Annotated in this window: 16 protein-coding genes, 1 pseudogene and 1 riboswitch; of the genes and pseudogenes, 8 read left to right on the top strand and 9 right to left on the bottom strand. The window is 62.2% G+C overall.

From position 1 onward, the window contains the following. The first annotated feature begins 125 nt into the window (after positions 1–125). Together WNY80_RS05365 and WNY80_RS05360 are read left to right on the top strand one after the other, a co-directional pair. Positions 126–380: a type II toxin-antitoxin system ParD family antitoxin gene (locus WNY80_RS05365; protein ID WP_342886334.1), complete on the top strand. Its 255-nt coding sequence runs from the start codon at positions 126–128 to the stop codon at positions 378–380. Then, entirely contained in the window at positions 367–672 is a 306-nt protein-coding gene (locus WNY80_RS05360) for a type II toxin-antitoxin system RelE/ParE family toxin (protein WP_342886333.1), read from the top strand. The genes WNY80_RS05365 and WNY80_RS05360 overlap by 14 nt, the downstream gene beginning before the upstream one ends. 46 nt (positions 673–718) lie before the next feature. On the opposite strand, the gene WNY80_RS05355 is transcribed toward WNY80_RS05360, so the two are convergent. The 8 genes from WNY80_RS05355 to WNY80_RS05320 form a co-directional block, all read right to left on the bottom strand. Further along, positions 719–1,012: a type II toxin-antitoxin system RelE/ParE family toxin gene (locus WNY80_RS05355; protein WP_342886332.1), complete on the bottom strand. Its 294-nt coding sequence runs from the start codon at positions 1,010–1,012 to the stop codon at positions 719–721. After that, complete coding sequence (locus tag WNY80_RS05350) at positions 1,009–1,260, bottom strand: CopG family ribbon-helix-helix protein (protein WP_342886331.1); 252 nt, start codon at positions 1,258–1,260, stop codon at positions 1,009–1,011. Before WNY80_RS05350 ends, WNY80_RS05355 begins: the two co-directional genes overlap by 4 nt. Before the next feature lie 131 nt (positions 1,261–1,391). Continuing rightward, the gene (locus WNY80_RS05345) at positions 1,392–3,158 is read right to left on the bottom strand and encodes an SLC13 family permease (RefSeq protein ID WP_342886330.1); all 1,767 of its coding nucleotides are present in this window, start codon (positions 3,156–3,158) and stop codon (positions 1,392–1,394) included. Positions 3,159–3,298: 140 nt separating this feature from the next. Further along, positions 3,299–4,282, bottom strand: coding sequence for an ABC transporter substrate-binding protein (locus tag WNY80_RS05340; RefSeq protein WP_342886329.1), 984 nt, complete (start codon positions 4,280–4,282; stop codon positions 3,299–3,301). Further along, positions 4,279–5,034, bottom strand: a complete 756-nt coding sequence (locus WNY80_RS05335) for an ABC transporter ATP-binding protein (protein ID WP_342886328.1) — start codon at positions 5,032–5,034, stop codon at positions 4,279–4,281. The genes WNY80_RS05340 and WNY80_RS05335 overlap by 4 nt, the downstream gene beginning before the upstream one ends. Next, positions 5,031–5,819 carry an ABC transporter permease gene (locus tag WNY80_RS05330; protein WP_342886327.1) on the bottom strand — a complete coding sequence of 263 codons (789 nt, stop codon included), beginning with the start codon at positions 5,817–5,819 and terminating at the stop codon, positions 5,031–5,033. The genes WNY80_RS05335 and WNY80_RS05330 overlap by 4 nt, the downstream gene beginning before the upstream one ends. 4 nt (positions 5,820–5,823) lie before the next feature. Beyond that, positions 5,824–6,432, bottom strand: coding sequence for a YkoF family thiamine/hydroxymethylpyrimidine-binding protein (locus WNY80_RS05325; protein WP_342886326.1), 609 nt, complete (start codon positions 6,430–6,432; stop codon positions 5,824–5,826). Further along, positions 6,427–6,540: riboswitch (TPP riboswitch) on the bottom strand. It overlaps the preceding gene by 6 nt. 257 nt (positions 6,541–6,797) lie before the next feature. Next, positions 6,798–8,438, bottom strand: a complete 1,641-nt coding sequence (locus tag WNY80_RS05320; protein ID WP_342886923.1) for a diguanylate cyclase — start codon at positions 8,436–8,438, stop codon at positions 6,798–6,800. On the opposite strand from WNY80_RS05320, the gene WNY80_RS05315 reads away from it, so the two are divergent. Further along, positions 8,335–8,775, top strand: coding sequence for a hypothetical protein (locus WNY80_RS05315; RefSeq protein ID WP_342886953.1), 441 nt, complete (start codon positions 8,335–8,337; stop codon positions 8,773–8,775). The genes WNY80_RS05320 and WNY80_RS05315 overlap by 104 nt on opposite strands. 163 nt (positions 8,776–8,938) lie before the next feature. Here the strand turns inward: WNY80_RS05315 and WNY80_RS05310 are convergent, their stop codons facing one another. After that, positions 8,939–9,367: a hypothetical protein gene (locus WNY80_RS05310; RefSeq protein WP_342886325.1), complete on the bottom strand. Its 429-nt coding sequence runs from the start codon at positions 9,365–9,367 to the stop codon at positions 8,939–8,941. Between the two features lie 205 nt (positions 9,368–9,572). On the opposite strand from WNY80_RS05310, the gene blaOXA reads away from it, so the two are divergent. The 5 genes and pseudogenes from blaOXA to WNY80_RS05285 all read left to right on the top strand — a co-directional run. Then, complete coding sequence (blaOXA, locus tag WNY80_RS05305; protein ID WP_342886324.1) at positions 9,573–10,376, top strand: class D beta-lactamase; 804 nt, start codon at positions 9,573–9,575, stop codon at positions 10,374–10,376. A gap of 148 nt (positions 10,377–10,524) precedes the next feature. Continuing rightward, positions 10,525–11,532, top strand: coding sequence for an MBL fold metallo-hydrolase (locus tag WNY80_RS05300; RefSeq protein ID WP_342886323.1), 1,008 nt, complete (start codon positions 10,525–10,527; stop codon positions 11,530–11,532). Between the two features lie 80 nt (positions 11,533–11,612). Further along, positions 11,613–12,491: a diaminopimelate epimerase gene (gene dapF / locus WNY80_RS05295; protein ID WP_342886322.1), complete on the top strand. Its 879-nt coding sequence runs from the start codon at positions 11,613–11,615 to the stop codon at positions 12,489–12,491. Then, positions 12,488–13,798, top strand: coding sequence for a tRNA (N(6)-L-threonylcarbamoyladenosine(37)-C(2))-methylthiotransferase MtaB (mtaB, locus tag WNY80_RS05290; protein WP_342886321.1), 1,311 nt, complete (start codon positions 12,488–12,490; stop codon positions 13,796–13,798). The genes dapF and mtaB overlap by 4 nt, the downstream gene beginning before the upstream one ends. 23 nt (positions 13,799–13,821) lie before the next feature. Then, positions 13,822–14,255, top strand: a pseudogene (locus WNY80_RS05285) (hypothetical protein); the annotation flags it as partial.

Below are 14,255 nucleotides of genomic sequence, written 5' to 3'. Positions count from 1 at the left end.
ATTTCGTGAGCGACCGTGCAAAAGGCGGCCACCGCAAGGCCCCCGCAATGAAGACACCACACGGTGCCGGACCTTGAACAAATACCAGCAAATATGGTTTAGTGGTACCACCAAAAGGAGTGGCCATGGGCAAGAACACATCTGTCATCCTCGGCAATCATTACGAGGAATTTGTCGGCGCACAGGTCGGAAGCGGGAAATATGGCTCGACCAGCGAGGTCATCCGGGCCGGGCTCCGGCTTCTGGAGGAGCGCGAAACGGCCGTGAGCACCTTGCAGGCAGCACTTGTCGAGGGCGAAAACAGCGGACTCAGCGCGCGCAGTCCCGATGAGATCATCAGCGCCGTGATCCAAAAGCGGCGCGAGAATGGCACGCTATAGGCTTACCAAAGCCGCAGACCAGGATTTCGAGCGAATTTTTGAGTTCGGCATCGACCAGTTCGGTCTGGCCCAGGCGCTCGACTACCAGAACGGCATGAAACAGCGCTTCGACAAACTGGCCGTGCAGCCGAACCTCTATCAGGCCATCGACCACATTCGCCAAGGCTACCGTCGCAGCGTCTATCAGGCGCACTCCATCTACTACAGGATTGATGATGAGTTGATTCTCATCGTCCGTATTCTCGGCCGCGAAAATCCCGAAACTTCGTTGCCCGAGCAGGATGGCACCTAGTATTGTTTATGTGTCCTGGTTGCTCAAGCTTAGCACCCGCGACTTGCTAAAGCGTCTCCGGCCATTTCTGGGCAGCATGCATCACGGTCAGGATATCCACGTGATTGTCCGTGACGCGGTAGGCAATGATGTAGGGAATGTCGGTCAGCACCAGCTCGCGCGTGGTCTTGATCCTGCCGGCGCGCCCCATGGCAGGCTGGTCAGCCAGGGCGTCCACCGCGGTCACAATGCGGGTTATGACGCGGACGGCCGCCTCGCGGTTATCCTGGGCAATGAATGCACCAATGTGGTCCAGGCGCCTCAGGGCAAGGCGCGTCCACCGGATCGTCCGGCGTGTCATGACCGGGGAGCAGGCAGCACAAATTTGGCAATAACCCGGGCTACATCATCGGAGCTGGCAAACTGCCCGCTCTCGGCTTCTCCAAGCCCTGCTTCGATTTCGGCAAGCTGCCATTCTTCCCGGGCGACAAAATCCTCAATGGCTTTCGCAGCCATATAGGAGCGGGACCGCTCCTGCTTTTCGGCAAGCTGGTCAAGCCGCTTGGCAGTCTCGTCGGGCACGCGGACAGTAAAGGCGGACATGGTCATGACTCTCCCTAGTTCAATATGATTGTATGTGAACCACATTGAACCATCAAGGTTCAAACCACTCCAGGTACCCTGCATCCTCAATGTGCAACGAAGAAACTCAACCCGGAAAGGCCGCTGCAATCTCCCTGCTAGAACGGCCAGACGAGAGCGATCATCGGCACCGCGACCACGATCACCAGCACTTCCAGCATCAGGCCCATGCGCCAGTAGTCTCCGAACTTGTAGTTGCCGGGGCCCATGATGATGGTGTTGTTCTTGTGTCCGATGGGGGTGAGGAAGGCGCAGGAAGCGGCGACTGCCACACCCATCAGGAACGGATCGGGGCTGGCGCCGATGGAGTTTGCAACACTGACCCCGATCGGGGCGGCAATCAGCGCGGTGGCGACATTGTTGAGGAAATCCGACAGCGTCATGGTGATGATCATCAGCACCGCCAGCACGCCCCAGGCCGGCAGGTTGGCGGTCTGGGTGACGATCAGATCGGCGATCAGCTGGCTGCCGCCGGTGTCTTCCAGCGCTGCCGCGACGGGAATCAGGCAGGCCAGCAGCACGATCACCTTCCACTGGATCAGCGCATAGAAATCGCGGCCGTTAATGATGCCGAGCAGCAGGTAGGCCACCACGCAAAGTCCCAGCGCAATCGCCAGCGAGGTGATCCCCAGCACCGACAGCGCGATGGCCGCGGCAAAGATGGAGATGGCCAAGAGCGCCTTGGTCCGCTGCAGCACCTCGAGCCGGCGGTTTTCCAAGGGCAGCACGCCGAGCCACTGGCTGGCGGCGGCAAGGTTCTTGTCCGGCCCGATCAGCAGCAGCAGGTCGCCGGCCTTGATCGTCAGCCTGTTGACCCGCTCGCGGAACCTCTGGCCCTGCCGGGAAACGCCGAGCAGCGTCACCCCGTGGCGCTGGATCAGCCGCATCCCCAGCATGGTGCGGCCGACGACATTGGCATCTTCCGGCACGATGGCCTCGACGAGAGAAAGCGACTTGCCCATCAGGCCCTTGTGCTCCTCGGTGCCGACGGCATCGAGTTCGGCGGCGCCCATGAAGGCCTCGATCTGTTTCGGATCGCCCTCCAGCACCAGAAAGTCACCCTCGCGGATTTCCCGGCTCTGCGACAGGCCGGGCAGCCGCTTGCCCTGCCGCGCCAGGCCGAGGATGGTAACGTCGTTCTCGTCGGCGACGGGATAGAGCTCGCCCACCGACTGGCCGATCGCCTTGGACCCTTCCTTGACCCGCGCCTCGGCGACATAAAGCCCGGCATCGCCTTCAAGCGACATCGCGTCGGGCCGGGCCGGAATCAGCCGCCAGCCGATGAAGGCGACGTAGATGATCCCGACCGCCGCCACCGCGATGCCGACCGGGGCGAAATCAAACATCGAGAACGGCGTGCCGAGAACGTCCTGACGATATTGCGCGATGACGATGTTGGGCGGCGTGCCGATCAGCGTGATCATGCCGCCAAGGATGGTGCCGAACGACAACGGCATCAGCGTCAGCGACACCGCCCGCTTGGCCTTGCGCGCCGCGTCCATGTCGAGCGACATCAGCAGCGCAAGCGCTGCAACATTGTTGATGATCGCCGACAGAATGGCGCCGACCACCGCCATGATGCCGATATGCACCGGCAGGGACCGGTCGGGGCTGGTGACGAAACGGGCGATGAATTCGACCGCGCCGGAATTCATCAGCCCGCGCGAAACGATCAGCACCAGAGCGATGATGACAACGGACGGGTGGCCAAAGCCGTGAAACGCCTGGTCCGGCTCGATCAGCCCGGCCAGCACCGTGACCAGCAGCGCCACGAAGGCGACGAGATCGTAGCGGAAGCGGCCCCAGACCAGCATGCCGAAGAGGACGATCAGAATTCCGAAAAGCATGATCTGGTCGGTGGTCATGAAACCCATCCCGTTGCGCGGCGTGCGATGTGCACAAGTCCGACTTGGGTTGCATGACCGCATTTGCCGGTCAACCGGTTTTCGCAACGCGTATGCAGATCAACCGGAGCCATCGGGACGGCTCCGGTTTTGTCTCGGCCCTACCTGGCGAGATAGGCGTTGGTGGTCCAGCCCGACACGTCCGGCATCTCCTTGAGCGTATCGCCATTGGCGTCGCGCAGGATGCCCGCCTTGAACAGGAAGCCGGTAAAATCGGCCACCAGAGTGTCATCGATCAGGCCGACGGATTCGCCCGGATCCCGCAGGAAACCATCCTCGACCAGCGCCTTCATCGAGGCGTGGACGAGATCCGGGTTGGACAGCATGCCATCCGTCCCGGCAATCAGGATATCGGCGGCGGCTTCCGGATTGTCGGCAGCGAAAGCATAACCACGCTGCACCGCCTTGACGAAAGCGTCCGCGGTATCCGCGTTCGCCGCAAGCCAGGACGAGTTGCCACCCAGGAATGTGGTGTGCTGGTCCGGCACGCCGTAATCGGCATAGGCGAACGCGCGTTGCGGCCGGCCCAGAAGCACCGAATTGACGCCCTCCCAGGTGCTGACTTCCAGTGTGAAATCCACCGAACCGTTGGCCAGCGCCTCATAGGCCGAGGTGCCGAGCGTCACCGTGTCGAATGTGCCCTCGCCGCCATCATGGCGGATGATTGAGGCGATCAACGCGTTTTCCCAGGCGCTGCCGAAACCGGCATAGATCTTCCCGTCGAGATCGGCGGGACGCTGGATATCCTCGCGCTCGCCATTGAACACCAGCCGCCCGGTTTCGTGCTGCACCACGGCCATCACCGCCGTCATGTCGGCGCCCATCGAGCGCTGGCTGTAAAAGCTGACGGCGCTGAGGATTCCGAACTGGGCGATACCGGTCGACACAAGCGTGCCCGACGAAGTGTCGGTATAGGGCAGGATCTCGACGTCGAGACCGGCATCGCTGAACCAGCCCTTGGCTTGTGCGACATAGAGCCCGACATGGTTGGTGTTGGGCGTCCAGTCGAGCGCGACGGTGAGCTTTTCGGCAGCCGTCGCCGGCACGGCAACAAGCAGTGCGAGCGCGGTGAGAATGTGTTTCATGATCGGTCTCCGGTTTGAGCAAGAAGAGTGTCGAGAAGCTGCGCCTCAAGCTGGCTGGCTTCTGCGGGAAGCGCGCGGCCGAGGCGGGGACGTAGCCAGGGCACGTTGAATTCGGCGATGATCCGCGCCGGCCGGCGCGAAAACACGTAGATCCGGTCCGACAGCGCCACCGCCTCGCGCACGTCGTGGGTGACCAGCAACGTGGTCCAGTGCGCTTGCCTCCAGCGGCTTTCCAGCCAGCCCTGCATCTCCGCCCGGGTCAGCGCATCAAGTGCGCCGAACGGCTCGTCGAGCAGCTGGATCGGCCGGTCCTGCACGATGGTGCGCAGAAGCGCCGCGCGCTGGCGCATGCCGCCAGAGAGTTGCGCCGGATAATGCTGTTCAAAGCCTTCGAGGCCGAAGGTCGAGAACAGCGGCAGCACCCTGACCCGCGCCTCGCCCCGGTCCATCCCCTGCACTTCCAGCCCGAGAATGACGTTGTCGATGATCCGCCGCCAGGGCATCAGCGCATCGCGTTGCGGCATGAAGGCAAAGGCCCGGGACTTTGACGACAGCGGCGCGCCGTTGACGCAGATCGTGCCGCGGTCCGGAGTGAGCGCCCCGGTGAGCAGCCGGAACAGGCTCGACTTGCCGCAGCCGGATGGTCCGAGGATCGATACGAACTCGCCTTTTTCGACGCGGAGCGAAATGTCATCGAGCACCGGCGTGCCGCCCAGCGTCAGGGAAACATTTGTGATGTCCAGCGCATTCATGGCGCAGCCCCCGCATGGCGCCAGCCCAGGACCAGCCGTTGCAGCAGCGCAGTGGCGCCGAACAGCAGCAGCGTCAGCAACGAGCTGATCACCACCGCGGCCAGCATCAGGTCGGGGCGAAAGCTGTTCTTGGCGTTGAGAATGACAATGCCGAGGCCGGCGCGGGCGCCGACATATTCAGCGAATATTGCCGCCACCACCGCATAGGTGATCGAGATCCGCAGACCGGCGAAGAAATAGGGCATTGCCGAGGGAAACCGGGCGCGGCGGAAGATACTCCAGCGCGAGGCACCCATCGAGCCGAGCAGCGCCTCGATGTCGGGTTCGGTGGACGCGTAGCCATCGACCAGTGCCACCAGCATCGGGAAGAAGGTGACCAGCGCCACCAGCAGGATCTTTGGCGTCAGCCCGAAACCGAACCACAGCACAACCAGTGGTGCAATCGCCACCAGCGGCAGGGTCTGGCTGATGACGAAGACCGGAAACAGCGCCCGTCTGAGCTTCGGGGTGAAATCGATCAGCAGCGACAGCAAAAACGCCACTGAAACAGAGAAGGCGAAGCCGGTCAGCGTCGCCTGCAGTGTCGGCAAGGTGTTGGCCCACAGCATGGCGCGGTTGACCACGATCTGCTCGGCCACCCGCGACGGCGCGGGCAGCACCAGCGCCGGGATGCCCGACAGCCGCACGTAAAGCTCCCACACACAAAGCGCGGTGAGCACACTGAGAATGGCCGGCAGGCCCTGGATAAGCCTTGCCGCCGGAGTACCGGACGGAGAATGAGCCATGAGATCAGCTGATCGACGGGCTGTTGGCTGAAACCGTCAGGTCGATGGTGACGTGACCGGCGGGTGGCCCGAAGCGGCAGAAGGCTTCCTGCAGGGTGGCAAACACCGGGCCTGAATCGCCGATCAGCCGTGTGCAGAAATTCTTCGACCGGTCGAAGGTGCCGCTCTGTTTGAGAAAATCGATGCAGCCCATGATTTCGGCCATGTGGTCACCGGCACCCATCACGTAGAGCGAGAACTGCGCCCGCGCGGTCTCCCCGGTCATCGGTGCCTCAGTCAGCGCGGCAAGGGCCCCGGCCTGGCGACTTTCGAGCGGTTCGGACGGGTTTGCCAATGCACCGGTCTGGCAGATCGGGTCATCCGGCTCGCCGGGGCATCCGCGCGACAGCGTGGCGCGAAGCACGACGTGATGCCGGGAGGCTGCAACCGCGACATAGAGATCGCGCAGCGCCGGAAACAGCACTTCGGGTGGGCCGACAATCAGGGTGGAAATATCGTCGGTCTCGATCCTGAGCCGCTCGCGGTAGGGATCGAGCGCCTCAAGCGACGACAAAATCACGTCCACGAACCCGTCGGTCATGGGGTAAAGGGATACTTGCGCGCCTGCGAACATCTTGGTTCCTCCTTGCTACGCTGGCATTATCCAGATCAGCTTCGAGGGTCCGTGGGCTTGGCGCCCGCATCTCAGCCGCGGCTCTACGCGGCACCCCTGTGGTGAGGCGCATTCAACAGGATTTGCATGCAAATGCAAGGGCTTTTGTCTCTCCCTGCGGTTTTTCAGTTGTCTTGGAGATGGCAAGGCCGGCAGGTTATCCAATCCATGGCATGATCGCCAACCTTTCGACGCTCACCACACACGCCCACCAGTGACCGGCTACCGCGCCAGGTGGGCCGCCACCATGGCGGTCGGCAGCGACTTCGCCCGGTCAACAAACGCATGAAAGAGCCCCAGTCAGAGCGCCTTCTGCCAAGTTCAGATCAAGGCAGCATTGCCTTACGGCCTGACAGGGCTGTGCAGGCGTCGTGGCCGTCGTGGCCGTCGGCAGGACCCTTGGAGACAGGCCCTCCGCGGTCCATGCCGTCAAGATGCTCGCCCCAGACGGTGTCCTTGTTGCGCCCGGAAATCTTGGATCGGTAAAGAGCGATGTCCGCCGTCTTTGTGCACTCCAGCAATGACGTTCCGGCCTGGGGAGCGATTGCGATACCGGCCGAGAACGACAAGGCGACGTCCCCCAGCTCGGCAATGGTCAGGGTGGCAAGTTCGTGCCGCCACTGCGCACAACGTTCGAGCGCGGAATCGCGGGCGGTGGCGGGCAACACGATGAGGAATTCCTCGCCACCATAGCGGAACGCGAATTCTGCGCCTTTCAGGCTATCGCCGAGGATCTTGGCAAAGGACGACAGGACGTTGTCGCCGACATCGTGCCCATAGCGGTCGTTGACCTGCTTGAAGTAATCGAGATCCACGATGATCAACGATACCGGCGCATTCTCGCTCGCGCTCGCCAGCACAGGCGGGATGACGGTGCTGGCGTGACGGCGATTGAAGAGGCCGGTCAGGTGGTCCCGAAAAGCCTGCTGTTCCAGTTTTTGCTGCAGCCGCAGATTTTCTTCAAGGCGCAGCGTCAGCGCTTCCCCGGCGTCCAGAAGGCTTTTCTGCGCGGCTTCGCGGGCGGTGACGTCGCGCAACACGATCATGACACTGCCTTGCCGGCCCCATTGCTCCAGCGGCTGGACGGACACCTCGAAAGTCTTTTCCATGGCGTCGAAGTGAATGATCGGCTTCGCGGGTCCGGTCTGTATGTCTTCTGCGATGAAGGCCATCAGCGGGTGGGTGGGCGGAAGTTTCGTTCCCACGGTATCTGCACTGAACCCTGTCAGCTTTTCTGCCGCGGGATTGGTCTCGAGAACCAGGCCGCTCGGTTCCAGCACCACGATCGGGTCCGGCAAAACCGAGAAAATGATGTCCCGGGCAATAGGCGGTGCAATAAACAGCTTTCCGCGATGCTGTGCAAAAAGCACCGCCAGCACGGTCGCGCTGAAGGCAAAGGGCGTCGGATCATCGTTGAAGAGCCGGAATTCGAACAGGACGAAAGCCGCATTGCATGCCCAGGGCACACATGTTGCAACCAGGAGCGCGATCATTTGGCGCCTGTGCAGACGAGCAGCGTGCTTCAACTGGGAAATCGACATCAGGCAGGCAATCAGCATGCACAGATACATTCCCCCCAACAACGCGTAAAACAGCCATCCGTAGGAGAAGCTCGGCCGTTCTATGTTGATGATTTCCACATAGAGCCAATGATGATAGCCATCCGTCAACGCAGCGAAACCCGCAATCGCAGTGATCACGAGCATGATGGTGATTGACCGGCGCCTGGTGAATTGACTGAAGCCTGCATGATCAAGAAAACCTGCCGACCAGAACAGCGGCGTCGCAATGATGCCGAACCAGGCGAGTCGGTTGAAGAGGACCTTGTCCGCCAGTTCCGCACTGTTGAGTCGAAGCACGACCATGGCGATCCACCAGATCGATGCCACGGCAGCCAGCCCGAAGGCTGTTCGCCCGGGTGCTTCCGGCGACGTGATGATTCGTCCGACCAAAAGGATCACGAGCATCGCGATCACAAGCAGGATCGGGGTGGAAAAGTTCATCGTCAATCCTTCAGGCAATCCGGCAGAGCGGGCTTTCCGCCGCACTGTCCGGATATTTCTGCTCCAGTCATACGCGAGTTTTCCTAACGAAGCTTTGCCATCCGTCCGGCGTCCGGCGGCTATCCCGCGCGCCCTCCTCTTTAAGCCCTTCGCCGCTTGCCCCGTTTTTCACCGCATGAAACGTCGCTCATTTCTCGGATTGTCCGCGCTCGCCGCCCTGTCATTGCTGACCTTCTTGGCCGGTTGCTGGGGTTGCGGTATTGATTATCACCAGCGCCGGACTTCCGGCGGTAACTTGTAAAATGCGTTTCATGACAAAAGCTCACGAGAGCATTTCGCCTGACTGCGTCAGGCCCGGTGATCCATCAACTGGTTCGGTGATGTGATGTCAGGGAAGCCGAACCCCGGCCTCCCTGACGATGTTTGTGACTGGTTCATTGCATTAATCTTGGAAATTGCCAGGTCTAGTGCGAGCGCACCGGACCGAGGAACGAGACTTTGATCTTGCCGGAATAGGCGTTCATCTTGGCGCCAAACAGGGCGTGGTGCTTCTTGGCCAGGTAGGAATATTCGCTTCCGCGGCAGTCGAGCATTTTGATCTGCCGATAGCCCGAGCGGCGCAGGTTTTCGGCACCGCTGCGGCAATCCTTGCGGCTCACCTTGACCACTTCATTCTTGCGGCCGTTGCGGTGATCGCGAACCTTGTCCTGCTTGCCGGCACGGTGGTCGCGGGTCTGGGCTTGCGCCGGAGCCCGGTGGTCACGCAGCTTGAATTCAACAGTGCCGCGGTGATCGCGGACGGTGCTGGATGAATCCCGCGCCTGAACCGGTGTCTGGATCATCAGCGTTGTCAGGGTGACGGCGGTGAGGGCGAGAATGGATTTGTTGAACATTGTCTGGCTCCGGGTGTGGTGTGTTTCAATGACCTCACCTTGATCCCCCTCGCTTGAACCGTTTCTGAAGCCACCATTCATGAACGGTTCATGTGGCCTTGGTGACTTGCAGGCCGAGGCCCCCTGCAAAGTTGCGGCCGCCGTAAAACAGTGCGAAAACTCGATTTATGGCCAACCAACCGTGCTGTATTGCGGACCCGAATCCATGAAATACATCCTCCCGCTTTTGGTCGTGCTTATCTCGTCGGCATCCCCCGCCAATGCGAAGACCATCTGCACCCTTATTGCCGATGCGGAATCCGGAGAGGTGTTGCTCAGCCAGGGTGATTGCAGCACCCGGGTCACCCCCGCCTCGACCTTCAAGATCCCGCTCGGCCTGATGGGATTTGATTCAGGCTTTCTCACCACGATCAACGCACCGGTTCTGCCCTTCAAGCCCGGAGACCCAGATTGGGGCGGCAGGAACTGGACGCAGCCAACCGATCCGGCCCGGTGGATGAAATATTCGGTGGTCTGGTATTCCCAACGGCTTACCGCTGATCTCGGTATCGGAAAGCTGCAGAAATACGTGCAGGCTTTCGACTATGGAAATGCAGATATCTCCGGCGATCCGGGCAAGAACAACGCGCTCGAACGCTCCTGGATCAGTTCCTCGCTGAAGATCGCGCCGCTGGAGCAGGTCGCCTTCCTGCGCAAACTCGTCAATCGCGGTTTGCCGGTTGCACCCCGCGCCATGGATCTGACCATGGCAATTGTCGAAGCCACACCTGCGGGCGATGGCTGGAGAGTGTTCGGCAAGACCGGCGCCGCCTATCCCCGGCAGGCGGATGGATCTTTTGACAGGGCAAAGAGCTGGGGCTGGTTCGTCGGATGGGCCACAAAGGGAGATCGGACAGTGGTTTTTGCCCGGCTCAATCAGGATGAAAAGCGCGAGAAAGGCTCCGCCGGGATCAGGAACAGGAAGGCTTTCCTCAAACAGTGGCCCGAGCTGATATCTTCCATTCGCTGATCGCCAGGCATGCAATCAGGGCCGGCAAATTCCGTCTTGCCTTGACGCTTCAGCCCTCGCCCCCATATTTCACCGCATGAAACGCCGCTCCTTTCTCAAATTTTCAGCGCTCGCCGCCCTGTTCGGTCTTGGCGCATCGGGGACCGCAATGGCTGTCGCACGCACTTCCAATCCCTATCATTCGGGGCCGGTCAGCGATCATTTCGACGGCACCCGGTTTTTCAATCCCGACGGCGCGGCCCCCAAGGGGTTTTCCGACCTGCTGAAATGGAAATTCGGCGGCAACCAGGCCAAGTGGCCGAACATCGTCAAAAGCCCGTTCGCCCCGGCCCGTCCCGAGCCACGCATCGAGGGTGACCGCCTGCGCATCACCATGGTCGGCCATGCCACCATGCTGATCCAGACCGCCGGGCTCAATATTCTCACCGACCCGGTCTGGTCGGATCGCGCCAGCCCGCTTTCCTTCGCCGGACCAAAACGCGTCACCGCGCCCGGCATTGCGTTCGAGGATCTGCCCGATATCGACCTGGTGCTGCTCAGCCACAATCACTACGACCATCTCGACCTGGTCACGCTGGCACGGCTCCGGCTGTCGCATAATCCGCTGGTCATCACCCCGCTCGGCAATGACGCGATCATCAAGTCTCATGTGCCAACCATGCGCGTGATGACGGGCGACTGGGGCGACGCGATCACATCCGGCCCGGCGACGGTGCATTTCGAGCCCTGCCACCACTGGTCGGCGCGCGGCATGAACGACCGTTCGATGGCGCTCTGGGCGGCCTTCGTGCTGGAAACGCCCGGCGGCAAGATCCTGCATATCGGCGACACCGGCTTCGACAACGGCCGGCCCTACCAGAATGCCCGCGACAGGCATGGCAGGTTCCGCGCCGCGATCCTGCCCGTCGGCGCCTACGAGCCACGCTGGTTCATGAAGGACCAGCACCAGAATCCGGACGAGGCGATCGAAGGCTACCTGATGTCGGGCGCCGAGTATGCGCTGGGCCATCACTGGGGCACCTTCCAGCTCACAGACGAAGGCCGCGAGGCGCCCGCCGAAGTGCTTCAGGCCAAGCTTGCCGAGAAAGGCGTCTCCAAAGACCGCTTCCGGCCGCTGCATGTCGGCGAATCCTGGGATTACCCTTCCGTGGCCTGAGTGAACGGCCGGTGCGCCGACACTGGTAATCACCGCATTTTTCCGCCATATAGGCCCCGAACATGAAACGGGTGCGCGTCATGGAATCAACGGTTCCTTTTGCCAAGATGAACGGACTGGGCAACGACATTGTCGTCATCGACATGCGTGGCAGCAAGGATGCCGTGACGCCTGAAGCCGCCATCGCGCTGGCCAGCGGCGACAAGACCGGTTTCGACCAGATCATGGCGATCCACGACACCGACATCGACGGTGTCGATTACCGCATCGACATCCTCAACCGCGACGGCTCCCGCGCCCAGGCCTGCGGCAACGGCACCAGGTGCGTGGTCCAGGCGCTGGCATCCGAAACCGGGCGCAAGAGCTTCACCTTCAAGACGCTGGCCGGCATTCTCACCGCCCAGGAACATGATGACGGGCTGATTTCCGTCGACATGGGCCGGCCGGAATTCGCTTGGGACAAGATCCCGCTGGCGGAGGAATTTCACGACACCACCCGCATCGAGCTGCAGATCGGCCCGATTGACGATCCGGTGCTGCATTCCCCCTCGGTGGCGTCGATGGGCAACCCGCATGCGATCTTCTGGGTCAAGGATGACGTCTGGTCCCATGACCTCGAACGTTTCGGGCCGCTTCTGGAAAATCACCCGATCTTCCCCGAGCGCGCCAATATCTCGATCGCCCGGGTGATCGACGACAAGACGCTGGACCTGCGAACCTGGGAACGCGGCGTCGGCCTGACGCGGGCCTGCGGCTCGGCCGCCTGTGCCGCCGGCGTCTCCGCCGCCCGTACCACCCGCACCGGGCGGACCGTGACCGTCAATGTGCCGGGCGGGCCGCTCAAGATCGAATGGCGCGAGGACAACCACGTCATCATGACCGGCCCCGCCGAATGGGAATTTTCCGGAACCGTCGATCCGCTGACCGGAGACTGGCAGGCCGATGAGGTGGCTGCGTGAGCGGTGTTCGCGTTCTCACCTTCGGATGCCGGCTCAACACCTATGAATCGGAAACCATGCGCAAGGCCGCAGAGACGGCGGGCCTCAACAACGCGATCCTGGTCAACACCTGCGCGGTGACCGCCGACGCGGTGCGCCAGGCCCGCCAGACCATCCGCCGCGCCCGGCGCGACAACCCAGAAGCCCGCATCGTGGTTTCGGGTTGCGCCGCCCAGACCGAACCCGAAACCTTCGCCTCGATGGACGAGGTTGACGCGGTGATCGGCAACGATGCCAAGGGTCAGGCCGCGACCTATCGCAAGCTGCCCGATTTCGGTGTTGCCGAAAGCGAGAAGATCCGCGTCAACGACATCATGTCGGTGCGCGAGACCGCGCCGCAGATGATCGAGGCGGTCGAAGGCCATGCCCGTGCCTTCGTCCAGGTTCAGAACGGCTGCGATCACCGCTGCACTTTCTGCGTCATCCCCTATGGTCGCGGCAATTCCCGCTCGGTGCCGATGGGCGCGGTGGTCGAACAGATCGAGAAGCTCGTCGGCAACGGCTACCAGGAAGCCGTCATCACCGGCGTCGACGCCACCAGCTATGGCGCCGATCTTCCCGGAAGCCCGACGCTCGGCACCTTGGCCGCCACCATCCTCAGGCAGGTGCCCGAGCTCAGGCGGCTGCGGCTGTCATCGATCGACTCGATCGAGGTCGACGACACGCTGATGGACCTGATCGCAAACGAACCCCGCTTCATGCCGCATTTGCACCTGTCGCTGCAGCATGGCGACGATGTGATTCTCAAGCGGATGAAGCGGCGGCATGGCCGCGACGATGCGGTGCGGTTCTGCCGTCAGGTCCGCGACTTGCGGCCCGGTTTCGCCTTTGGGGCCGACCTGATTGCCGGGTTTCCGACCGAGACCGAGGACATGTTTGCCCGCTCGCTGGAACTGATCGACGAATGCGGCATTGCCTTCCTGCATGTCTTTCCCTATTCGCCGCGGCAGGGAACACCGGCCGCCCGGATGCCGCAGCTCGACCGCGGGCTGGTCAAGCAGCGCGCCGCACGCTTGAGACAACGGGGAGAACAGGCCTATGATGCCCACCTCTCCGCCATGGCTGCGGCGGGACAGACGCACACGGTGCTGGTCGAGTTTTCAGGCACCGCGCGAACAGAAAATTTCACCCCGGTGGTTGCGCCTGACGCGCCACGGGGCCAGATGGCTCTGGTAAGGGTCAATGGCCGCACCGCGGATCACCTGACCGGCGACGTGGTAGCCGGGCCGGTGGATCAAATGCAAACGGCGGATTTCGCCGCAGACTGACATCGAAAAGGTACCGAGCCCGCATGGCGTTCAACTTCATCAAAAAGGTTTTCTCCTTCGGGAAAGACAAGGAAGGCGCACCGGCTCCCGATCCCGCGGTTGAGGCAGCGGTGCCAGCCGGCGAAGAGCGCCCCGGCGAACCACCGGTACACGCCGAGCCCGTCGACCATGCTCCCGAAGACGGATTGACGCCGGAGGAACTGTCCGCCGATCCGGTCCTGGCCCCTGTTCCGGAAGGACCACAGGAGCCCGCACCGCAGGATGCGGATGTCCGGCTCGACGACGCACATGCTGACGAACCGCCGGTCCATGCAGAACCGGTGGAAGAAGGCCCGGAGGACGGGCTGACCCCGGACGAACTGGCTGCCGACCCGGTCATCGAGCCTGAGCCTGAGCCTGAGCCTGAGCCTGAGCCTGAGCCTGAGCCTGAGCCTGAGCCTGAGCCTGAGCCTGAGCC

Source organism: Hoeflea sp. AS16 (genome assembly GCF_038900095.1).
Lineage (GTDB): Bacteria > Pseudomonadota > Alphaproteobacteria > Rhizobiales > Rhizobiaceae > Hoeflea.
Note: the sequence above shows the minus strand (reverse complement) of the source record. Positions and strands in the feature narration are given on the sequence as shown.